The organism is Pseudomonas sp. R-28-1W-6, from assembly GCF_009799925.1.
Taxonomy (GTDB): Bacteria; Pseudomonadota; Gammaproteobacteria; order Pseudomonadales; family Pseudomonadaceae; genus Aquipseudomonas.
The window spans coordinates 23,944-46,411 of record NZ_WELK01000004.1 but is presented as its reverse complement, the minus strand read 5'-3'; the positions used below and the strand labels follow the sequence as shown (position 1 = coordinate 46,411).

General features: G+C 63.7%; 22 protein-coding genes. 16 read left to right on the top strand and 6 right to left on the bottom strand.

Annotation, left to right across the window (positions count from 1 at the left end; translation table 11 throughout):
* Positions 1-27 precede the first annotated feature (27 nt).
* From F3I62_RS10035 to F3I62_RS09970, 14 genes are all read left to right on the top strand, one after another.
* On the top strand, positions 28-972 hold the full coding sequence (locus F3I62_RS10035) for a DUF58 domain-containing protein (protein ID WP_160489517.1): 945 nt from the start codon (positions 28-30) through the stop codon (positions 970-972).
* Entirely contained in the window at positions 969-1,463 is a 495-nt protein-coding gene (locus F3I62_RS10030) for a DUF4381 domain-containing protein (protein ID WP_160489516.1), read from the top strand. The genes F3I62_RS10035 and F3I62_RS10030 overlap by 4 nt, the downstream gene beginning before the upstream one ends.
* The gene (locus tag F3I62_RS10025) at positions 1,456-2,475 is read left to right on the top strand and encodes a VWA domain-containing protein (protein WP_160489515.1); all 1,020 of its coding nucleotides are present in this window, start codon (positions 1,456-1,458) and stop codon (positions 2,473-2,475) included. The genes F3I62_RS10030 and F3I62_RS10025 overlap by 8 nt, the downstream gene beginning before the upstream one ends.
* Positions 2,475-4,271 (top strand): VWA domain-containing protein, encoded by a 1,797-nt coding sequence (locus F3I62_RS10020; RefSeq protein WP_160489514.1) that lies wholly within the window; start codon positions 2,475-2,477, stop codon positions 4,269-4,271. The genes F3I62_RS10025 and F3I62_RS10020 overlap by 1 nt, the downstream gene beginning before the upstream one ends.
* The gene (locus tag F3I62_RS10015; RefSeq protein ID WP_160489513.1) at positions 4,268-5,908 is read left to right on the top strand and encodes a BatD family protein; all 1,641 of its coding nucleotides are present in this window, start codon (positions 4,268-4,270) and stop codon (positions 5,906-5,908) included. Before F3I62_RS10020 ends, F3I62_RS10015 begins: the two co-directional genes overlap by 4 nt.
* A gap of 25 nt (positions 5,909-5,933) precedes the next feature.
* Entirely contained in the window at positions 5,934-6,551 is a 618-nt protein-coding gene (locus tag F3I62_RS10010; RefSeq protein WP_160489512.1) for a hypothetical protein, read from the top strand.
* An 18-nt stretch (positions 6,552-6,569) separates the two neighbouring features.
* Positions 6,570-6,719 carry a hypothetical protein gene (locus F3I62_RS10005; RefSeq protein WP_160489511.1) on the top strand — a complete coding sequence of 50 codons (150 nt, stop codon included), beginning with the start codon at positions 6,570-6,572 and terminating at the stop codon, positions 6,717-6,719.
* Between the two features lie 605 nt (positions 6,720-7,324).
* Positions 7,325-8,251 (top strand): LysR family transcriptional regulator, encoded by a 927-nt coding sequence (locus F3I62_RS10000; RefSeq protein ID WP_160489510.1) that lies wholly within the window; start codon positions 7,325-7,327, stop codon positions 8,249-8,251.
* Between the two features lie 351 nt (positions 8,252-8,602).
* Positions 8,603-10,315: a sigma-54-dependent Fis family transcriptional regulator gene (locus F3I62_RS09995; protein ID WP_160489509.1), complete on the top strand. Its 1,713-nt coding sequence runs from the start codon at positions 8,603-8,605 to the stop codon at positions 10,313-10,315.
* A gap of 304 nt (positions 10,316-10,619) precedes the next feature.
* Positions 10,620-11,198: a nuclear transport factor 2 family protein gene (locus tag F3I62_RS09990; RefSeq protein WP_160489508.1), complete on the top strand. Its 579-nt coding sequence runs from the start codon at positions 10,620-10,622 to the stop codon at positions 11,196-11,198.
* 191 nt (positions 11,199-11,389) lie between these two features.
* Complete coding sequence (locus F3I62_RS09985; protein WP_160489507.1) at positions 11,390-12,865, top strand: aldehyde dehydrogenase family protein; 1,476 nt, start codon at positions 11,390-11,392, stop codon at positions 12,863-12,865.
* 60 nt (positions 12,866-12,925) lie between these two features.
* On the top strand, positions 12,926-13,852 hold the full coding sequence (locus F3I62_RS09980) for an alpha/beta fold hydrolase (RefSeq protein ID WP_160489506.1): 927 nt from the start codon (positions 12,926-12,928) through the stop codon (positions 13,850-13,852).
* A 118-nt stretch (positions 13,853-13,970) separates the two neighbouring features.
* Complete coding sequence (gene wrbA / locus F3I62_RS09975; protein WP_160489505.1) at positions 13,971-14,570, top strand: NAD(P)H:quinone oxidoreductase; 600 nt, start codon at positions 13,971-13,973, stop codon at positions 14,568-14,570.
* Positions 14,571-14,681: 111 nt separating this feature from the next.
* A complete protein-coding gene (locus F3I62_RS09970) occupies positions 14,682-15,245 on the top strand; it encodes an antibiotic biosynthesis monooxygenase (RefSeq protein ID WP_218572823.1) in 564 nt (187 codons plus the stop codon).
* Between the two features lie 208 nt (positions 15,246-15,453).
* Here F3I62_RS09970 and F3I62_RS09965 read toward each other — a convergent pair whose 3' ends face one another.
* Positions 15,454-16,356, bottom strand: coding sequence for a LysR family transcriptional regulator (locus F3I62_RS09965; protein WP_160489503.1), 903 nt, complete (start codon positions 16,354-16,356; stop codon positions 15,454-15,456).
* 139 nt (positions 16,357-16,495) lie between these two features.
* Here F3I62_RS09965 and F3I62_RS09960 point away from each other — a divergent pair, with 139 nt between their 5' ends.
* Positions 16,496-16,891, top strand: coding sequence for a RidA family protein (locus F3I62_RS09960; protein ID WP_160489502.1), 396 nt, complete (start codon positions 16,496-16,498; stop codon positions 16,889-16,891).
* A 93-nt stretch (positions 16,892-16,984) separates the two neighbouring features.
* Here F3I62_RS09960 and F3I62_RS09955 read toward each other — a convergent pair whose 3' ends face one another.
* The 5 genes from F3I62_RS09955 to F3I62_RS09935 all read right to left on the bottom strand — a co-directional run bounded on the left by F3I62_RS09955 (position 16,985) and on the right by F3I62_RS09935 (position 21,165).
* On the bottom strand, positions 16,985-17,554 hold the full coding sequence (locus F3I62_RS09955; RefSeq protein ID WP_160489501.1) for a DUF1285 domain-containing protein: 570 nt from the start codon (positions 17,552-17,554) through the stop codon (positions 16,985-16,987).
* Between the two features lie 46 nt (positions 17,555-17,600).
* Entirely contained in the window at positions 17,601-18,206 is a 606-nt protein-coding gene (locus F3I62_RS09950; RefSeq protein ID WP_160489500.1) for a DUF4823 domain-containing protein, read from the bottom strand.
* 82 nt (positions 18,207-18,288) lie between these two features.
* Positions 18,289-19,182 (bottom strand): radical SAM protein, encoded by an 894-nt coding sequence (locus F3I62_RS09945; protein ID WP_160489499.1) that lies wholly within the window; start codon positions 19,180-19,182, stop codon positions 18,289-18,291.
* A 27-nt stretch (positions 19,183-19,209) separates the two neighbouring features.
* Positions 19,210-20,178: a GTP 3',8-cyclase MoaA gene (locus tag F3I62_RS09940; protein ID WP_160489498.1), complete on the bottom strand. Its 969-nt coding sequence runs from the start codon at positions 20,176-20,178 to the stop codon at positions 19,210-19,212.
* A 348-nt stretch (positions 20,179-20,526) separates the two neighbouring features.
* On the bottom strand, positions 20,527-21,165 hold the full coding sequence (locus F3I62_RS09935) for a TetR/AcrR family transcriptional regulator (protein ID WP_160489497.1): 639 nt from the start codon (positions 21,163-21,165) through the stop codon (positions 20,527-20,529).
* A 74-nt stretch (positions 21,166-21,239) separates the two neighbouring features.
* Between F3I62_RS09935 and F3I62_RS09930 the strand changes: the two genes are divergently transcribed.
* A complete protein-coding gene (locus F3I62_RS09930; protein ID WP_160489496.1) occupies positions 21,240-22,373 on the top strand; it encodes an aminotransferase class V-fold PLP-dependent enzyme in 1,134 nt (377 codons plus the stop codon).
* Positions 22,374-22,468: the final 95 nt, after the last annotated feature.

The following is a 22,468-nucleotide window of genomic DNA, read 5'->3' as shown; positions in this document are numbered from 1 at the left end:
ATTCGCCAGGGCCAGGCCCGCTAAGCCATGCACGCCCTGCCCGCACAACCCGGAATCCGCGTCAGCCTCGCCGAGCTGATCGAGATGCGTCACCGCGTGCGCGAGGTGCAGCTGTTCTCCACCCCCGCCCGGCGCAGCCCGCTGATCGGCCTGCACCACTCCAAGCTGCGCGGGCGCGGCGTCGACTTCGACCAGGTGCGCGTCTACCAGCCCGGCGACGACGTGCGCACCATCGACTGGCGCGTCACCGCGCGCACCCAGGAGCCGCACACCAAGCTGTTCCATGAGGAGCGCGAGCGGCCGATCTTCATCATGGTCGAGCAGAGCCGGCGGCTGTTCTTCGGCTCCGCCCTGCAGTTCAAGTCGGTGCTCGCCGCCCAGGCCGCCAGCCTGTTCGGCTGGGCCGCGCTGACCCACAACGACCGCATCGGCGGCCTGGTGTTCGGCGACCACGAACACCATGAGATCAAGCCCCGGCGCAGCAAGCACAGCCTGCTGCAACTGCTCAACCGCCTGGCCCGCGCCAACCAGGCCCTGCACAGCGAAATGCAGAACGGCCGCGACGGCTTCGGCCTGGCCCTGCGCCGCGCCCGCGAGGTGCTGCGCCCGGGCAGCCTGGCGATCATCCTGTGCGACGAACGCGCCCTGAGCGATGCCGCCGAGCAGCAACTGACCCTGCTCGCCCGGCACACCGACCTGCTGTTGCTGCCGGTCTCCGACCCGCTCGACCATGCCCTGCCCGCGGCCGGCCTGCTGCGTTTCTTCGAGCACGGCGCGCAGCTCGAACTGGACACCCACAACCCCGAGCTGCGCAGCGCCTACCACGCCCTCGGCGAACAGCGCCGCGCGCGCTGGCAACGCCTGGCGCAGAAACTCGGCGTGCCGCTGCTGCCGCTGTCCACCGCCAGCGAGCTGATCGGCCAGCTGCGCGAACACCTGAACAGCCTGCAACGCCCGGGGAAACGCCCGTGAACCCGCTCGACCAGCTGCAACCGACCATCGCCCCGCCGCCCGTCGCCTGGTGGCCACCGGCGCCCGGCTGGTGGCTGCTGGCCGTGCTGCTGCCGCTGCTGCTCTGGGGCCTGTGGTACCTACGCCGCTACCTGCCGAAGATCAAGCGCCGGCAGCAGGCCGAACAGCCGCTCGACCCGCTGCGCCTGGCCGCCCTGAGCGAGCTGGCCGCGCTGCACAAGCCCTACGACGGCGCCCCCGCCGGGCCCTGGCTGCAGCAGCTGAATGCCCTGCTCAAGCGCCTGTGCCGCGCCCACTATCCGCAGGACCACAGCCATACCTTGAGCGGGCGCGCCTGGCTGGCCTTCCTCGACAACCGCTGCCCGGCCGCCGGCCTGACCCGCTACATGGTGCTGGTGGAAGGCAGCTACCGCGCCGGCTGCACCCTGGACGACAAGGCCATCGCCGGCCTCAACCAGGCCGTCGACACCTGGATTCGCAAGCATGTTTGAGTTCGCCTGGCCCTGGGCCTTCTTTCTCGCCCCGCTGCCCTGGCTGCTGCGCCGGCTGCTGCCGGTGGCCGACAGCGGCGAGGCGGCGCTGAAAGTCAGCTTTCTCGGTGAACTGGAAGGCCTCAGCGGCCGCCGCGCCCGCGCCAGCCTGCCGGCCTGGCGCCAGCAGGCCCCGTTCGCCCTGCTCTGGTTGTTGCTGCTGGTGGCCACGGCGCGCCCGGAATGGGTCGGCGAGCCGCTGCCGCTGCCGGCCAGCGGCCGCGACCTGCTGCTGGCGGTGGACGTTTCCGGCTCCATGGAACAGAGCGACATGCAGTGGGACGGCGAGGAAGTCTCGCGCCTGGAGCTGGTCAAACTGCTGTTCGGCGACTTCATCGAGCAGCGCCAGGGTGACCGCGTCGGCCTGATCCTGTTCGGCAGCCAGGCCTACCTGCAATCGCCGCTGACCTTCGACCGCCATACCGTGCGGGTCTGGCTGGACGAGGCACTGATCAATATCGCCGGGCCACAGACCGCCATCGGCGATGCCATCGGCCTGGCGGTCAAGCGCCTGCGCCAGCGTCCGGCCGACAGCCGGGTGCTGGTGCTGATTACCGACGGCGCCAACAACGGCGGCGAGATCGAGCCCCGCACCGCGGCGCGCCTGGCCGCCGAGGAACAGGTGAAGATCTACACCATCGGCATCGGCGCCGATCCGCAGCCGGGCGGGCTGATGGGCATGCTCGGCATCAGCCCGGGCATCGAGCTGGACGAAGCCACCCTGATCGACATCGCCGAGCAGACCGGCGGCAGCTACTTCCGCGCGCGCAGCAGCGAGGAACTGCAGGACATCCAGGCGGCCCTCGATCGCCTCGAACCGGCCGCCCAGCAGCCTACCCGCGCCCGCCCGGCACTGGCCCTGTATGGCTGGCCGCTCGGCGCGGCGCTGCTGCTCAGCCTGCTGCTGGTGGCCGGCGAGCTCTGGCCGCACAGCCTGCTGCAGCTGCGCCAGCGCCTGCGGAGGAGCGCCTGATGGAACTCGTCGCCCTCTGGCCGCACTGGCTGCGCCCCTGGAGCCTGCTGCTGGTACCACCGTGCGCCTGGCTGCTGTGGCACCTGTGGCACCGCGAACGGCGCAGCGGGCGCTGGCAGTTGCTGCTGCCCGCGCTGTTCCAGGCGGCGCTGCTCACCGGCGGACGCACCCGGCAGAACCGCCTGCCGTGGATCGCCCTCGGCCTCGGCTGGCTGCTGGCCATCCTGGCCCTGCTCGGCCCCAGCTGGCAGCGCGTCGAACAGGCCAGCCAGAAGCGCGCCGACCCGCTGGTGGTGGTGCTCGACCTGACCCCGGCGATGCTCGCCGGGGATGCCGCGCCGAACCGCCTGAGCCAGGCCAAACGCAAGCTGCTCGACCTGCTGCGCGCGCGCCAGGATGCGCAGACCGCGATCCTGGTGTATGCCGGCAGCGCGCATACCCTGGTGCCGCTGTCCGACGACCTGGCCACCGCCAGCAACCTGCTGGATGCACTGAAACCCTCGATCATGCCGGAGCCCGGGCGCCGCGCCGACCTGGCCATGGCCAAGGCCGTCGCCCTGCTCGAACAGGGCGCCCAGGGCCGCGGCCGCCTGCTGCTGATCACCAGCGCCCTGAGCGACGAGGAACGCCAGGGTATCCAGCAGGCCCTGGGCCAGCGCAGCGAGCAGCTGCGCATCCTCGGCATCGGCACGGCCCAGGGCGCGCCGATCCTCGGCGAGGACGGCAGCTTCCTCAAGGATGCCCAGGGCGCCATCCTCCTGCCGCGCCTGGACAGCGCCGGGCTCAGGCGCTTTGCCAGCGAACTGGGCGGCCAGTACCGCCAGGCCAGCCTGGACGACCGCGACCTGCGCGGCCTCGGCCTGCTCGACGGCCCGCAGGCCCTGCGCGAGGATGGCGAGCCGACCCTGCTCACGGCCTGGGCCGACCAGGGCCACTGGCTGCTGCTGCCGTTGCTGCTGCTGGCCGCCTGTGCCGGACGGCGCGGCTGGCTGTTCGGTCTGCCGCTCCTGCTGCTGGCCCTGCCGCAACCCAGCTACGCCTTCGAGCTGCGCGACCTGTGGCTGCGCCCGGACCAGCAGGGCCAGCGCCTGCTGCAGGCAGACAAGCCCCGGGAAGCCGCCGAGCGCTTCGTCGACCCGCAGTGGCGGGGCGAGGCCCTCTACCGCGCCGGCGACTACCCCGCTGCCGCCGAACGCTTCGCCCTCAGCGACAGCGCCAGCGCCCACTACAACCGTGGCAATGCCCTGGCCAGGAGCAACGAGCTGGAGGCCGCGCTGGATGCCTACGACCAGGCCCTGGAGCAGCAACCCGACCTGCGGGTGGCGCAACAGAACAAGGCGCTGGTTGAGCAGTTGCTGCAACAGCAGAAGCAACAGCAACAGCAACAACAAGCCGACCAGCAGAACCAGCAGAACCAGCAGAACCAGCAGTCGCAGGATCAGGGCGGCGAGTCGGCGCCATCCAGCGCTGCCGGCCAGCCGCAGGCCGAACCCGGCGACCAGCAGGAGCAGAACGACGGCACCGACTCCAGCCAAGCCAAAGCCGCCGGCCAGGACCCAACCGATGAGCAGCAGGCCGCCGAACAGGCGGCGCAACCGGGGCAAGCCGAGGGCGAGCAGCCGGCGCCGGCCAACGAACCGCACGATGCCACCCAGGCCGGTGCCGAACAGGCCCTGGGCGGCGAACAGCGCGATGCCCTGGAGCAGTGGCTGCGGCAGATCCCGGACGAGCCGGGCGAACTGCTGCGGCGCAAATTCCTCTATGAACAGCAACAGCGTCAGGAACAGTCTCGATGAGCCGCCTGCTTTGCGCCCTCTTTCTCAGCCTCTTCGCCCTACAGGCCGGTGCCGCCAGCCTCACCGCCACGGTCGACCGCGCCCGCCTGAGCGAAGGCGAAAGCCTCGACCTGATCCTCGAATCGGATGATGTCACGGTGTTCGGCAAGCCCGACCTGGCGCCCCTGGAGCCGCTGTTCGAAGTGGTCAGCACGCGCCAGGAAAACCGCCTGGCCACCTTCAACGGCAAGACCCAGGCCACCACCCGCTGGATCGTCACCCTGCTGCCGCGGCAGAGCGGTTACGTGGTGATCCCGCCGCTGAAGCTGGGCGACGCCAGCAGCCAGGCCATCACCCTGCAGATCCTCAAGGGCAACGGCAGCGCCGCCAACGGCAAGCTGGCGCCGATCTTCATCGACGCCAGCCTGGACCAGGAAAGCGTCTACGTGCAGGCCCAGGCGCTGCTGACCCTGCGCATCTACCACTCGGTGTCGCTGTACCCCGACAGCATCAGCCTGACCCAGTTGAGCATCGCCGATGCCCGGGTCGAACAGCTCGGCGAGCCGCGCACCTACGAGAAGGCGCTCAACGGGGTGCGTCACGGCGTGATCGAGGTGCGCTATGCGATCTTCCCGCAGAAGAGCGGTGAGCTGAGCATTCCCGCGCAACTGTTCAGCGCCACCCCGGTGGAGCGCTCCAGCAGCGACGACTACAACCCGTTCGGCCCGCGCCCCGGGCGCCTGACCCGGGTCAAGTCGCCGGTGATTCCGCTGACGGTCAAGGCCAAGCCGGCCAGCTACCCGAGCGATGCGCCCTGGCTGCCGGCCCGCGCCATCAGCCTGAGCGAGGCCTGGAACCCCGAGCCGGACAAGCTGCAGGTCGGCGACTCCGTGACCCGCAGCATCCTGCTGCGCGCCGAGGGCCTGTCCAGCGCCCAGCTGCCGCCGCTGCCACAGAGCCAGAGCGAAGGCCTGCGCCGTTATCCGGACCAGCCGCTGCTGAACAACGAGAACAACGAACGCGGCCTGTTCGGCAGCCGCGAAGAGCGCGAAGCGCTGGTGGCCAACCGCAGCGGCCGGATCAGCCTGCCCGCCGTCGAGCTGGTGTGGTGGAACACCGCTGCAGATCGCCTGGAGCGCACCAGCCTGCCGGCACGGACCCTGGAAGTGGCGAGCAACCCGGCCCTGGAGGCCGAAGCCCCGGTCGACAGCCCGGCGCCGCTGCCGAGTGCCGATGCGCCGCCATTGTGGCCCTGGCAACTGGCCTGCGCCCTGCTCGCCGGCACCACCCTGCTCGGCTTCGGCCTGTGGTGGCGGGCACGCCGCCAGCCGGCGATCCTGCCCACGGCGCAGACCGGCCCCAGCCCGCGCACCCTGCTCGACGATCTCAAGCGCGCCTGCCTGGCCAACGACAGCCAGGCCACCCGCCAGGCCCTGGATGCCTGGGCCCGCCAGCAACCGGAAACCCTGGCCGACATGGCCGCCCGCTTCGTGCCGCTGTCCGAGGCGCTGGATGAACTGAATGGCGCGCTGTACAGCGAGAGCGGCCAGTACTGGCAAGGCGAAGGCCTGTGGAAGGCGATCCGCAGCCTGCCGGCCGCGGAAACGCCGAGCGGCCAGCAGGAACCGAGCCCGCTGCCGCCGCTGTACCCGCGCTGAGACCGACTGACCGAAGGAAACGAAGATGACGCTCAAGGAAGAGCTGGCGGCCTTCTACCGCCGCTGCGGCTTCGCCGACACCGCCGACCGCCAGGCCTGCACGGTGCCGGTCTACACCGGCTGCCTGCTGGTGCCGCTGCCGAATATCGAAACCCGCCACCGCTACCTCAAGTACCACGACCTGCACCATATCGTGACCGGCTACAGCACCGGGCGCATCGGCGAGGGCGAAGTCAGCGCCTGGGAACTGGGCACCGGCTCGATGCTCAACTCGCCGCTGCTCGGCACCATGAACCTGATCGCCCTGTCCACCGGCCTGGTGCTGGAGCCGCGGCGCATGTGGCGCGCCTTTCGCCGTGGTTGCCGCAGCCGCAACCTCTACCCGCAAGCCATGCGCACGAAGATCGACAGCGAACACTGGCCCGACCTGCCCGCCCTGCGCCAGGAGCTGCAGGAGAGCCGCCGCGATCCCCTGCCGTCAGCCCTGCGCAGCATCGAATTCGGCGCCTATGCAGCCACGGCCATGCTCATCCACGCGCTGATCGCCATCCCCGCCGTCTGCACCCGCGTGGTCACCGATATCGGCCTGGGCTACAGCCTCTTCCAGGTGATCAAGCCAGCCAAACGCAACGACCTGTACTGACCTCAAGGAAGACCGCCGATGAGCAACCTCAACAGCGTGGAACTCAAGACCCTGGTGCCCGCCAAGAACCTGTTCACGATCTTTTGGACTAGAGCCAGACAAGGCGCTACGCCAGTAACAGCCTCCGGCTGGTCAAAACGGCGAGGAAGCGGAGTTTACGAGCTGTAAATGAGCATTCCGAGCCTGTTTTTAACGCGGTATGGCCGACGGCCAAGAGATCGTGAACAGGTTCTAAGGACTTCGCCCGCTCCTGGGACGTCTACCAGGCCCTGGGCTTCAGCATGCCCTGGCGCGACGACAACCTGGCTTACCTGCGCCACGGCAACTGCAGCTTCCTGCCGCAGAACTTCTATGTGCGCGAACAGGCGGAAAACTTCGTCATGCACCTGCTGGTGGAGGATGTCGACGCCTGGCACCGCCACCTGAGCGAGTCGGCCTGGCCGAGCGCTTTGCCGTGCGCATGGGCGACCTTGTCGATCAACCCTGGGGGATGCGGGAGTTCGTACTGTTCGACCCAAGCGGGGTGCTCTGGCATATCGCGCAGAATACTTAGAGGCAGTCCGTTTCTCGATTTGTGCAGAGGTTGTCGAGAGGCTCAAGGCGCGAAAGTCGAGGGGCAGGAATCGGCAAAAGCAGACGTTCGCAAGTGCTTGCTTCCGCCTTGTAGCGATCCCGCCGCCGATAAATCAACTTCGTGCTGATATCGTGCAGACCAAGCTGCGCTTGAGCTGTAGCCTAAAAAGGCATGCGAGTCAGTTCTGTGGAGTCGGGAAATGAATAAGCTATCTGAAATGCATGCTTTCGTAGCAGTGGCGGACACCGGGAGTATTTCCGAGGCCGCTCGTCGTTTGGGCACGGCCAAGTCGATGGTTTCTCAGCGCGTTCAGCAACTAGAGAAACGCCTAGGATGCATCTTGCTAGAGCGCGGCCGGCAGACTCGCCTGACTGAATCTGGTGAGGTTTTTTACCGTCATTGCACCGGGATTCTTGCTGATATTGAAAATGCCGAAAATGCAGTTCTGACGTCCCAGTCGACTGCTCGTGGGAATTTGCGTATTGCAGCTCCGATGGCGTTCGGCATGCGATATCTGACGCCAATTTTGGCGTCTTTCGCCAAGCAATATCCTGACTTGAACTTGGACGTTGAGTTCGACGACCGCCGCGTCAACTTGCATGAAGAAGGTTTTGATGCGGCGGTTCGCATTGGTGAGTTACCGGACTCTTCGCTGATGGCCAAAATCATTACGCCTAACCGCCATATCATCTGTGCCAGCCCTGGCTATCTGAGTGCTCATGGCACGCCACAGATACCGCAAGACTTGGCTCAGCATTTCGCCATGCTCTACGTTAACCGCGAACCACATGGAATGTGGACGCTACCGGTGAACGACACAGTGGAGTCATTTCGCGTGCGCTGCCGAATGCGCACCAACTGCGGCCATCAGTTGATGGAGGCGGCGAAGGCCGGTCTCGGGCTCGCTATATTGCCCACATTCCTGGCCGCCCAGGCCATTGTGGACGGTGAACTGATCGAGGTGTTGGAGCCTTATGCTCCTCGAGGAGGCAACATTTCTGTCGTCTATCGTCAATCGCAAAAAACCTCGCCCAAGCTCCACGCGCTGAGTAGCTACCTTAGCGAAGCGATCGGCAATCCGCCAATTTGGGATCGGATGCTGGCAGCCAGTTCGCAAGCGCAGTAATGAGTCGTTCGAGAAAAACGAAACAGCGAGTCGACTTTTCCAGGCTTATGGCAGGGCACTCCCCCCCTTATCCTTTTTCTTGCTCAGCGCTTTATCGCGTCTGGTAGGGAAAGCGGCGGTGAGGACGTAAAAGCCCAGGGTCCATTCCACTCGCCGTCGGCCTAGTTACTGACACCTCGATCAGTGCTTTGATGTTCTCCGTGCACCCTGTGCGCCATGGCGGCTTTGCTTGGCCAGGGCCCCAGACTCTGCGCGTCCCATCGACTAAAATCGAGTGACGGCACGATCGCTCTTTTCGGTCCTCTCATTCGGCGTAAAACAATCAACCAACAGTCATCGAGGCGTCATTCAATGGTTGCCAGCTACAAGCCGGAGCTCACGTATTCCGGCTTTCAGGACCTGAGCGAGCAGATCCGCTTTCAAAGCAGCGAAGGCAAGATCTGGTTCGGCGAACAGCGAATGCTGCTGATGCAAGTGTCGGCGATGGCTAATTTCCGCCGTGAACTCATCAATACGCTCGGGATCGAGCGCGCCAAGGGTTTTTTCCTCAGGCTTGGCTACCAATCTGGACTCAAAGACGCCGAAATGGCGCGCAAGCTTAGGCCAAACAGTCCGCAGTTGGAGATGTTCCTGGTTGGTCCGCAGCTGCACTCCCTGAAGGGCATGGTCAATGCGAAACCCATTCAGCTAGAGGTGGATCAGGAGACCGGCCACTTCTACTGCGAGCTTGAATGGATCGACTCCTTTGAGGTCGAGACCTGTCTGACCGAAGTGGGGCTGATGGAGGAGCCGGTTTGCTGGTCCTTGTTGGGCTACGCATGTGCGTACAGCTCTTCGTTCATGAAGCGTGAAATCATCATCCAGGAAACGAGTTGCCGCGGATGCGGCGATGAGCGCTGCATCATCATTGGAAAGCCCGCGGAGGAATGGGGGAACGCTGCGGAATTCAGACGTTACTTTCAAGCCGACCCCATCATCGAGGAACTGTATGAATTGCAATCGCAGATCAGCTCACTGCGCACCAGCCTAGCGAAGCAGGAAGGTCAGTACTATGGCATAGGGCGCTCACCTGCTTACCTGAAGGTATGCAAGATGATCGACAAGGCAGCCAAGGGCAGGATTTCGGTCCTGCTGCTCGGCGAAACGGGCGTCGGCAAGGAGGTCATCGCACGGAGCGTGCATCTTCGCAGCGAGCGCGCCGAGCAAGCATTTGTAGCGGTGAACTGTGCTGCCATTCCGCAGGACCTGATTGAAGCCGAATTGTTTGGCGTCGAAAAAGGCGCGTATACCGGCGCCAATCAGACCCGTCCAGGGCGCTTCGAGCGCGCCAACGGCGGGACCATTTTTCTGGACGAGGTGGTGGAGCTCACGCCCAGAGCGCAGGCGACACTGCTGCGGGTATTGCAAGAGGGTGAACTCGAACGGGTAGGAGACTCACGGACCCGCAAGGTCGATGTACGGGTCATTGCTGCCACCAATGAAAGCCTCGCCGACGCAGTCGAGGCAGGCCGGTTTCGCGCGGACCTTTATTACCGCTTGAATGTGTTTCCGGTGCAGGTTCCCCCCCTGCGCGAGCGGCTTGAGGACCTGCCGCTGCTGGTCGAGCACTTTCTAAGCAAGTTTCACCTGCAGTACCACAAGCGCACGCTAGGTCTGTCAGACAAGGCTCTGGAGCTGTGCCTTCAATACGCCTGGCCCGGGAATATCCGTGAACTGGAGAATGTGCTTGAGCGCGGTGTCATCCTGACCGACAGCAATGAAACCATAGGGCAAGAGGCGCTCTTCGCGGTCTTCCCAAAGGCGAACAATCCGCTCGGTGACCGTATCAACGCCGACGGCGCGCTCGTTCAGGCCACCGACACGCAAAGCGCCGCCGATTGGGTCACGCGGATCTTTGAAATGAACGTAAGCCTGGACGTTGTGGAAGAACGGCTTATGCGACATGCGATGGAACTGTCTCAACAAAACGTCTCGCAAGCGGCTCGCATGCTCGGCCTAACCAGACCTGCACTGGCTTACCGGCTGAAAAAAAGTGGCATCCTCGACGACGGTGGCGCCGACTGACTGGCATCGACTGCCCTCACGGGAGGCTCTGCCGATAGTGGTCTACCTGCCACGGGGAACTCAGCGACATTGATCAAATCCGCAACGCATCACCATGCCTTAACCAAATGATTAATCCAGTCCCCTCCGCTAACGCCGGACACGATCAAAGCTACATCTGAACAAGCTATATCCTATTGATAAATATAGTATTTATATAGGATTCATGGCGGTGGCATAGCCTTTGCTCAAGTACTACCAGCCGCGTTTATACAGTCCCGTATTTAGCGGCACCGCAAACGGTAGTCAGAAACGGAGAAGGCTCATGATCACCCCAAAAATTAAGTCGCTTGTTGCAGCAAGTACGCTCGCCGCGTGCATTTTCACTGTCACCCCTGTGGCGGCACAGTCGACTAGCGAAGCGCAGTCTGCTGCTTCACTTTCGGTTGTCATGGAATTCCTGGCCAACACGGCGCCCGACAAAGTTGAAGCAGCTGCAAAGAGGCTGGCGGCTCCAGACGCAACCTATGTCTCGCTCAACTTCGACAATCCGGAACTGCGAAAAATCATGCCTTGGACCGGCACCAACAAGGGCCCGACAGCCTTTAGCTCGTTGTTCATGCAGGTCTCGGATTACTGGAAGATCGAAGACTTCACCATCACTACCAAAATCGCGTCCGGCGAGGATGTTGCGATCTTCGGTAAGTTCACCTACCGCTCCGTGGCGGTTGACCAGGTGTTTACCTCACCGTTTTCCATTCACGCCAAGGTTCGTGACGGAAAGATGACTTACTTCCAGTTCATGGAAGACACCTATGCGTCTGCCAGTTCGTTCCGACTGTCTGGTTCGTGGACCGTGAAGACAGCAAAGGACGCAGCTCCCTTCACGGTAGGGGCGGACTGACGGCCTCAATCGCGAGGACTGAACCCTTGTCGGCAGGTTCGGCGGAGAACCACTCCGCCTCTGCCGGCAGAGGGCGCCCAGTTGCGAGAGCAGATCATTGCGAGCGTTTCCATCTGTACGCGATTGGATTGCAGGCCGTTTGAGTAAGGCCTTGCCGACAATTCGCAACAGACAAGACTTAGGAGTTAGTCATGAATATTGATACCCCGCACACGTCCAGACATGCGTTGAATTGGGTCGGCGGCGAGTGGGTGGGCTCGGATACGATCCGTGGGTCCATCAATCCTGCCACCTACGAGGTTATCGGTACCTATGCCGAAGGGGGGGTTGAAACCGCTGAAGCGGCCATCGTCGCGGCGAAACGCGCAATGCGCGCGACAGATTGGGTACACGACCGCAAGCTGCGCGCGCGCGTGCTCGACAACCTAGCAGACGCGTTCGAACGCAATCGGGGCGAGCTCATCAAGATCCTCTGCACCGAAAACGGCAAGATTCAACGCGAGGCCAGCTTCGAAGTCGATCTTTGCGCGCCGTCATTACGCTATTTTGCCGGGATCGTGCGCACTGATGCCGGACGGGTCGTGGACTCAAAACCGGGCAGAATCGCGCTGATGATGCGCCAGCCGATGGGCGTGGCGGGAGTCATCGTGCCTTGGAATTCCCCGATAATCCTGACGGTACGATCACTCGCACCTGCCTTGGCGGCCGGCTGTGCGGTAATCATCAAAGTGCCAGGCAAGAGCGCGCAGATCGCCGCAACTCTGTCCAAGATCTTCGCCAACATAACGGATCTGCCCCGTGGTGTGATTAATGTATTCACCGACGAAACAGGCGACGGCGCCAAGCATCTCGTCGCCTCTCCAGAGGTGCCGGTCATTAGCTTCACGGGTAGCACAGCGACCGGTAAGGCGATCGCGCTGAGCGCCGCACCGCACTTCAAGCGCATTGGACTGGAACTCGGTGGCAAGACCCCATCGATCATATTCAACGATACCGATCTCGATCTCGCGCTGCCCGTACTCCAGACGTCAGTGACGATGTTTGCGGGGCAGTTTTGCGTGACCGGCCAGCGGGTGATCGTGCAGGAAGGAATTGCCGACGAGTTTCGCAAACGCTTTGCCGAGCGCCTGCGCACAGTACAGGTCGGACCAGCGTCGGACCTGTCGAGCGAAATGGGCCCGATGATCGACCGCGAGAATGTCGAACGCGTCGATAAAGCCGTCGAGCGCGCTATTGCCGACGGCGCTGAGGTCATTGTGCGAGGCGGGCCGGTCACCGAGGGCCCGCTGTCGAAAGGCGCGTTCTTTCGCCCCACTTTTCTGGAGGTCACCGATCCAACGATGCCAGTAGTCCAAGAAGAGACTTTCGGACCGGTCGTCACCATGCAGAGGTTTACTACGGAGCAGCAGGCCGTCGCGTTGGCCAACGACAGCATCTATGGCTTGGGAGCCAGTATCTGGACGCGCGATCTCTCCAAGGCGCTGCGGATCGCACCCAGGATCGAAGCGGGTATGGTCTGGATCAATGAATGGGGTGCACTCGGCGAAGACACCGAGGAAGGCGGCGCCAAGCAGTCGGGGCTCGGCCGTCTGAATGGTGTGGCTGCGCTTGACGACTTCACCGAGATCAGAACGATCACACTCAACCCAGGCCTGATGAATGCCTAGGTGCGGCCCATTTTGTTCAAACACAAGCATTCCGATTTCCTATATAGCGAGGAGACAAAAATGAGCAAGATCACCAATATCCTCCTGGCAGCTAGCGCTGCACTCGCCACCTTGTCAGCAAACGTCAGCCTCGCCGAAGTAACCAAGGCCCATGCCAATAGCTACATCGCGACCGAGGACGGCGTGCAGCTGTATTACAAGGATTGGGGGCCGAAGAACGGGCAAGTCGTTACGTTCAGCCACGGCTGGCCGCTGAACTCGGACAGCTGGGAAGCACAGATGCTGTTTCTGGCCGACCACGGCTACCGGGTGATCGCCCATGACCGTCGTGGCCATGGTCGCTCCAGCCAGCCTTGGGAAGGCAACGACATGGATCACTATGCCGACGACCTGGCAGCCGTGATTGAGACACTGAATCTTAAAGACGTCACCCTGGTTGGTTTCTCCACCGGCGGCGGCGAAGTGGCTCGCTATATCGGGCGCCACGGCACCAGTCGCGTCAAGAAAGCGGTGCTGGTAGCAGCCGTTCCGCCATTGATGGTGAAAACGGAAAGCAATCCCAACGGCGTGTCGATGGAAGTGTTTGATGGCCTGCGCAAGGCCTCGGTGGACAATCGCTCGCAGCTTTACCTCGATATCGCCTCCGGTCCTTTCTATGGCTTCAACCGGGAAGGCGCCACCCCTTCGCAGGGCCTGATCCAGTCGTTCTGGGCGCAAGGCATGCAGGCTGGCCACAAGAATGCCTATGACTCGATCGCCGCATTTTCAGCCACCGACTTCCGTGAAGACCTGAAGAAGTTCGACGTGCCGACGCTGGTTATTCACGGTGACGACGACCAGATCGTGCCTGTGGATACCTCGGCGAAGGCCTCGGCAGCCCTGATCAAGGGCGCCAAGCTGATTGTCTATGCCGGCGCGCCACACGGCTTGGCAGACACCCACAAACAGCGCTTGAATCAGGACCTGCTGGACTTCCTGCAGAAGTAAGCCAACAGCGTCTAGATCCGCTCGTACACATGTGCAGCCTCGATGGCTGCAGCCTAATCAGCGCCCCCATAACCCTGGGCCGCATATGTAAACAGCACGTCGTGCAGAGGAAATAATCATGGCTAAAGTTTTAGTGCTCTATCACTCCATGTATGGCCACATCGAGACCATGGCGAACAAGATCGCCGAAGGCGCCCGCAGCGTTCCGGGAACGGAGGTTGTGATCAAACGGGTTCCTGAAACGATGAGCCCAGACGCCTTTGCCGCAGCAGGCGGCAAGACTGATCAAAGTGCCACCGAAGCCATACCGTCAGAACTGGCCGATTTCGATGCGATCATCTTTGGCACCCCGACGCGCTTCGGCAATATGTCCGGACAAATGCGCAACTTCCTCGACCGGACAGGCGGGCTCTGGGCCAAGGGTGCTCTGGCTGGAAAAGTTGCCAGCGTGTTTACCTCAACCGGAACGGGCGGTGGCCAGGAAATGACCATTGCCTCCACCTGGACCACATTGGCACATCACGGAATGATCATCGTGCCGATCGGCTATACCACCCCAGCGCTGTTCGATGTCTCGAAGGTAGGGGGAGGCACGCCTTATGGTGCCTCCACTATTGCCGGTGGCGACGGTTCTAGGCAGCCAGATGACCGTGAGCTGGAAATAGCACGTCATCAGGGCGAACACGTTGCCCGGATCGCGTCAAAGCTACACGGCTAGAACAAGATTTCTGGCCCCATGACGCCTTAACGACCCTCAACTCGACCGGTGGCGCGCATTCTGGCGCGCCACCGGATCGACAGGTCCAAGGCGCGCAGCAGAGTATCCAGCATGAACGAGACGCAACCTGAAACCGTAACCCTGGTGGTGCGCCATCAGGTTCGCCCAGGCCACGTATCACGCTACGAGGCCTGGTTGCGGCGAATTATCGCCACGGCCAGCCAGTGTCCAGGCCACATCGGGGCTGACGTGGTTCGTAGCTGGCAACCCGACGTGGCACAGTTCACATGCGTGCTGCGCTTCATCGGCTTAGAGCCGCTGCAAGACTGGATCCACTCGGAACAGAGGCGCCAGCTGATAGCCGAGGTCGAACCGCTCCTGTGTGCTGGTGACCAGTTGGAGATCGCTCAAGGCAAGGACTTCTGGTTCGCACCTGAAACTGTCCATGCCCCGCCGCTACGCTGGAAACAAAGCTGCGTGACATTTCTCGTTATCCTGCCATTGAGCCTGCTGGTACCGCTGCTTTGGCAACCTCTGTTCCATCGTATTCCCTGGCTCGGCGGCTATCTGCCGAGCAATACACTCATCACGCTAAGTATCGTCCTGCTCGTGGTGTACCTGTTCATGCCCATGGCCACGCGCGCCTTTGGAGGCTGGTTGAGGCTTCACGACTAGAATAGGAACGATGATGCGTCAGCATTCTCACGATGAAAGTCACCGCCGCATTCTCGCTGCTTGCGGTTTGAATCGTCCCAGGTTTCGTAAACGCCTATGAACCCCAAAATCGAGCCTAGGTAAACGTCCACTTTGGGCCGCAAACAGCCCCCCTCAAACCTGCTCAAGCAACGCCACATCACCTATCCGCGCCGCACACAGTTCAAATTCAGCGCGGCACCTGCTCCCCCATCAGCTCCACCACCCAATCGATAAACACCCGCAACTTGGCGCTGACATGCCGGTTGGGTGGGTAGGCCAGGTAGAGCGGCATCGGGTCCAGTTGCCAGTCTTCGAACAGGGGCACCAGCGCCCCGCTCGCCCGGTGGGCCTTGGCCATGTATTGCGGTAGCCAGAGGATGCCCATGCCGGCCAGGCCGGCGGCGAGGTAGGCGTTGCCGTCGTCCACCGCCAGGGCCGGGCGGCCCAGTAGGCCGATGCGTTCCTCGCCGCGCTGCATGATGCCGGCAAAGGCCTTGCGGCTGCGCGCGCCGAGGAAGCTGACGATCTGGTGCGTCGCCAGCTCACTCGGGTGTGCGGGCACACCGGCGCGCGCCAGGTAGCCGGGCGAGGCGTACACGCCTATCTGCAGATCGCCCAGGTGCCTGGCCACCAGCGACTGGTCGGTGATGGTGCCGCCGCGCACCACGCAGTCGACGTTGTCGCCGATCAGGTCGACGTAGCGGTCGCTGACACCCAGGTCGAGCTGGATCTCGGGGTAGCGCTGGTGAAAGGCCGGCAGCGCCGGGATGAGGATGATGCTGGCCAGCGGGCTGGGCACGTCTACCCGCAGCCTGCCCCTGGGCACGACCGAGGCGGCGGACAGGCTGGTTTCGGCGTCGTCCATATCGGCCAGCAGGCGGATCACCCGCTCGTAGTAGGCGGCGCCGTCTGCGGTGACGTTGACCTTGCGCGTGGTGCGGTTGAGCAGGCGCACGCGCAGTCGCGCCTCCAGCAGCTGCACCAGTTGGGTCACGCTGGTCTTGCTCATGTGCAGGGTGTCGGCGGCCTTGGTGAAGCTGCCGGTTTCCACCACGCGGGCGAATGCCTGCATCGCATCGAAACGGTCCATCGCGACTCCGGGCTGATCGGGATTGTTTGGATTCTACAAACAGTGCTGATTAGTGTTGCTCGTTTATCGCTGCCGGCCGTCTTCTTACAGTGACTCCATCGTAAACAACCGGCCGCAATGGCCGTGATGGAGGCATGCAATGACCCGTAAACGTGATGCGGTATTCCCACCTGAGCGCCATGCGCTGTACGAGCTTCATCGCTACTCGCCGGCGATCCGCTCCAACGGCTTTCTGTTCGTGTCCGGCCAAGTCGGCAGCCGCAAGGATGGCTCGCCCGAGCCGGACCTGGGCGCGCAGGTTCGCCTTACCTTTGCCAACCTCAATGCGATCCTGGCCGAGGCAGGCTGTAGCTTCGCTGATGTGGTCGACACGACCATCTTCATGGTCGACCCGGACTCGAAATTCGAGACCATCTGGGAAGTAGCCGCCGAGTACTGGGGCGAAGCACCTTACCCGACGGTGACTGCTATCGGCGTGACCTGGCTGTCTGGCTTCGACTTCGAGATCAAGGTGATCGCCAGGCTGCCGCAGTAGCGCTACGAGCAGCAGAGGTGTTCAGGTGTCGCTGGCTTGCGCCTGTGGCTAACCCAGCCTAGGTGGAGGAATGCGAGTCGGAACAGGGGTTACCTATTCCGGCTGCGGACCGATGGGGAAGAACTCGCCGCCACTCCAGACGCCCAGCCAGGTCTGCCCGTCGATCTGGCGTGGCACGGCCAGCTCGACCAGCTGGTAGAACACGTTGCGGTGTACCAGCGCTTCCAGGTTGGTGCGCACCAGCAGATAGGGCGAGGGCTCTTCGGTGAGCGGGTCCAGCTCGACCCGCAGCGGGTGCTCGGCACCGGCACTGATCTCGTCATCGACATTGCTGGTGAAGCGCAGCACCTGCTGCTCGCCCTCGCCGTCGACCTGCAGGGTCACGGCGACGAAGGGCGCATCGTCGACGGTGATGCCGACCTTCTCCACCGGGGTGATCAGGAAGTAGTCGTCGCCGTCGCGGCGGATGATGGTGGAGAACAGCTTGACCATCGGCTTGCGGCCGATCGGCGTGCCCAGGTAGTACCAGGTGCCGTCGCGGGCGATGCGCATGTCGATAGCGCCGCAGAAATCCGGATTCCACAAGTGCACCGGCGGCAGGCCCTTGCCTTCGCCCTTGGGAATCTGCGCCAGCAGGTTGCCGGCCTTGCCCGGATCGGTCATTGCTCACTCCTCATCGCTGCGCCTATCAGTATGCGGCGCCCAGCGGTTATTGCGAACTTACGCCCAGCAGGCCGCGGGCATATTGCTCGAACGGCGGCCGCAGAAGATCCTGGGGCTGCTGGTCATAGAATGTCAGGAAACCGCCGCGGTTGCGGATGCGCGCGGTATCCACCAGATAACGGGTGTTGGTCTCGATCAGCATCAGCTGGATCACGCCGCTGTCGACGCCCAGGCGATCCAGGGCTTCCTGGTCATCCCACTCTTCCAGCGTGCCGATGCGGTCGTCGGCCCCGGCGAAGCGGCTGTACAGCAGGTAGTGGGCGCCGGCATTGCGCGCCTCGCTCATAGCCTCTTCCAGGCCCTGCGGCCGGCTGGCGCGACGCACCAGCGGGAAGTACTCGACGAAGGCATTGAAGGCTTCCTCGGCCACCACGTTGGGTCGCGGATAGGCGCTGCCCGGCGGCACGAAGTGGCTCTGGGCGATGAACACGAAGGAGTCGGGCTGCAGGCGCCAGCTGCTGGCCCGGCGGGTCTCACTGTGGTCGAGCACGCCGGCGTCGCGCAGGTGGTACTCGGTGCCGGCGGCCATATCGCTGACCTTCATGCAGCCACCCAGGCTGAACAGGGCCAGCAGCAGAATCAAGCTACGCATCGCAAATCCTCCCAGGCCGGTGACGGAAAACCGGCGGATAGACGGCCACTGCAGCTTCCGCGCCAGTTCGCTCGCGAGTCACTCACAGGCCGCGCTGCCACTCCTGGCGCAACCTGGCCGCCTGCGGCTGCTCGATGGCCTGGCGCACCTGGGCCAGCAGGCGCGCCTTGTCGGCACCCAGGTTGCCCTTGAGCACCAGGTAGTTGGACGCATGGTCGCTGCGAAACACCGTGTCGCGCAGCTCCAGGCCCTGCAGCAGGCGCTCGACCTCGACGAACAGCTCATGCTGGCCGAGCGCCTGGAACTCGGCGAAACCCTGGCGAAACCGCTGCTCGCCGGTGGGGAAGCTGACCACCAGGGTGGAGAGGAACTCCGGCTGCGCCGCGTTCATCAGGCGCGCCGAGTTGTCGGCGTGCTGGGCGCTCAGCAGCGTGCCGCCGAGGCCGTTGAGGATCATCACCGAGCGGCTGATGCCGGCCTCGCCGAGCTTTTCCAGGGCACTCAGGCTGGATTCGTAGGTCTCGCCCTTGTTGACCCGCGCCAGCACCTCGTCGTCGCCGGACTCGCAACCGACATAGGCCATCTTCAGGCCGGCGTCGGCCAGCTCCTTGAGTTCACTCACCGACTTCTTGCGCAGGTTGCGCGGCAGGCAGTAGCTGGAAACCCGCTGCACTTCGGGCATGTGCTCGCGGATGGCGGTGAGGATGTTGAGCAGGCGCCGCGTCGGCAGCACCAGAGCGTCGCCGTCGGCGAGGAACACGCGCTGGACGATCAACTGCTGGCCGGCGCGACGGATTTCTTCGAGCACTTCGGCCTCGTCGCGGGCGCGGAATTTCTTCTGTGGCTGGGTGTACATCTCGCAGAAGGTGCAATGGTTCCACGAGCAGCCGTTGGTCACCGGCAGGATCAGCGAGTGGGCTTCGCTCGGCGGACGGAATACCGGTTCGATGTAGGCGATGGGGAACTCTGCAGACATGATTTCTTTCTGACTCGGGGCGGCGCATCAGCCGCCGATAATTTTCATCACGGTGACGCCGCCGGAAAAGGCGATGTCCTGTTTGTCGGCCAGGGCCTGCACCAGCAGCCGCTGCAGCGCCGGCAGGGCCTGGTGGCGCGGCTTGTCGAGGAGGTCGCCGACATAGTGGCGGTTGCTCGACGACAGGCAGCCGTGCAGCCAGCCGGTGGACGACAGGCGCAGGCGCGAACAGGTGCGGCAGAACGGCACGCTTTCGTTGGCGATCACGCCGAAGAAGCCCAGCCCCGGAATCTCGTAGCGCAGTGCGGTGGCATCCAGTGGCGCCTCGGCCTGGACGAACTCGTAGCGTTCGCCGATGCGCGCGAGCAGCTCGTCCATGCCATAGAACTGCTGCTGGAAGGCATTGCCGTCGCGGGCCAGGTGGCCCATGCGCATCAGTTCGATGAAGCGCAGTTCGAAGCCGCGCTCCAGGCAGTAGTCGAGCAGCGGAAGGACCTGCTCGTGGTTGTGCCCGCGCAGCGGCACCATGTTGATCTTCACCTGCAGCCCGGCCGCCCGCGCTTCCTCCAGGCCGTGCAACACGCTGGCCAGGTCACCGCCACGGGCGATCTGGGCAAACGCCTGCGGATCGAGGGTATCCAGGGAAATGTTCAGGCGGCGCATGCCGCACTCCAGCAGCAGCGGCAGCTTGCGGCTGAGCAGCTGGCCGTTGCTGGTCAGGCTGATGTCGGCGAGGCCGAGCTGGCTGACTTCACGCAGGAACGGCTCGAGCTTGGGGCTGACCAGCGGTTCGCCACCGGTGATGCGCAGGCGCTCGATGCCGGCCGCCTCGATCAGGTAGGCGACGCCACGCACCATGGCCTCGGCGGACAGCTCGTCCTGGGCTGCGACCAGGCGCTTGCCGTTCGGCACGCAGTAGGTGCAGGCGTAGTTGCAGGCGGCGGTCAGGCTGATGCGCAGGTTGCGAAAGCGTCTGCCCTGGCGGTCAACGATCATGGGCGACTCCGGCTGGGTATAGCCCGGAGTATATGCCCGCCAGCGCCTGCAAAGAACGCATCATTGGCGGGCTGAATGGCATGAGGGGCTGCTCCCGTTTAGTTCGCGAACCGCGTTGCTGCGAAAAATATCGCCAGGCTAGGCGTGGAACGCAGGTAATGGTGTTCCCTTGCCAAGTTCCACAACGACGCATGGCGATATTTTCCGCGCAACCCGAAGGGACGGGCCAGTTTTTGCGCGGAACGTCGTTACTCGACAGCTTATTTGGACGACCAAACTTCGCATCTCGCGCCTAGCCCCGCGCAAAAACTGGCTCCGTCGCGGCCGTGAACTAAACGGGAACAGCCCCTAGGCCGCCGGCGCTTCGCCGTCGCGCTTGCGCTTGTTGCCCATGCGCACACCGATGTCCATGAGGAACTGGAAGAAACCGTCCTGGTCCTCCAGCACGTTGCTCCAGAACGGCGAGTGGTACAGCGCCACGGCGCCGTGCACCAGGGCCCAGGCGGCGCAATAATGGAAGTACGGCGGCACGTCTTCCAGCTTGCCTTCGGCGATGCGGCCCTTGATCAGCTGGGTCAGGCGCTCGAAGTTGGAGGCGCGGATCTTGTGCAGCTGGTCGACCATTTCCGGCACCTGGTTGCCCTTGACCACCTTCTCTTCCAGGCGGTCGAACAGCCGGTAGCGCTGCGGGTCGCGCATGCGGAACTCGAAGTAGGCGCGCGACAGGGCTTCCTTGTCGCGGTCGACATCAGCCGAGTGCAGCAGCTCGTTGAGATCGCGCTCATAGTCGAGCATCAGGCGCAGGTAGATCTCCGCCTTCGACTTGAAGTGCTTGTAGATGGTGCCTTTGCCGATGCCCACCGCGTCGGCGATCATCTCGACGGTAACGCTGTCTTCACCCTGTTCGAGGAAGAGCTTCAGCGCGGTATCGAGAATTTCCTGTTCGCGACGGCGGAATTCACGGACTTTGCGAGGTTCTTTGTTCATAAAGTGACTACAGGATGAAAAATCGAAGCGCATTATTATGCCTGTTCAGCGCCAAATTGCACGGATCATCGCCCATGTCAGCCATTTCCAGCGAATTTCCCCAGGTTGCCGGCCTGCGTTACCTCAACCATGCCGCCGTCGCCCCCTGGCCCAGACGCGCCGCAGAGGCCGTGCAGCGCTTCGCCGAGCAGAACTGCCGGCTCGGCGCCCGCGACTACCCGGACTGGCTGAAAGTCGAGCTGCGCCTGCGCGAACGCCTGCAACGCCTGCTCAATGCGCCGAGTCGCGGCGACATCGCCCTGGTGAAGAACACCTCCGAGGCCCTGTCGTTCGTCGCCTTCGGCCTCGACTGGCGGGCCGGCGACCAGGTGGTGATCAGCGACGAGGAGTTCCCCTCCAACCGCATCGTCTGGGAAGCGCTCAAGCCGCGCGGGGTCGAGGTGATTCAGGTCAGCCTGCAGGGCCGCGACCCGGAGGCCGATCTGCTGGCCGCCTGCGGGCCGCGCACCCGGCTGCTGGCGATCAGCGCCGTGCAATATGCCAGCGGCCTGCGCCTGGATCTGCAGCGCCTCGGCGCCGGCTGCCACAGCCGCGGTGTGCTGCTGTGCATCGATGCCATCCAGCAGCTCGGCGCCCTGCCCTTCGACGTGCAGGCCAGCGGCTGCGCCTTCGCCATGGCCGACGGGCACAAGTGGCTGCTCGGCCCGGAGGGCCTGGGCGTGTTCTATTGCCGCAGCGACCTGCGCGAGCGACTGACCCTGCATGAATACGGCTGGCACATGCTGGAACATGCCGGCGACTACGAGCGCACCGACTGGCAACCGGCGCGCAGCGCGCGGCGCTTCGAATGCGGCAGCCCGAACATGCTCGGCGCCATGGCCCTGGAGGCCAGCCTGTCGCTGCTGGAGGAAGTCGGCATGGCCAGGGTCGGCGAGCAACTGGAACAACGCATGCAGCTGCTCCAGCAGGGCCTGCAGCGCCTGCCCGGCGTCAGCCTGCACAGCCCGCTGGACGCTCGACGGCGCGCCGGCATCCTCACCTTCAGCCTGGCCGGCTGGGATAACCAGCAGCTGTTCGCCCGCCTCAGGGCGGAGCAGGTGATCTGCGCACAACGGGGCAAAGGTGTGCGCCTTTCACCGCATTTCTATACGGATCATGCGGTGATCGAGCAGACAGTGACGCTGCTGGGCCAGCTGGCACAAGGCTGAGTGCTCAGCAGCCGTAGCGGTATTCCAAATCCGTTTAAAAAAGCGCGGCAACCTGCCTGGACGCGGGGGAAACATGACCAATACTTGAGCTTACT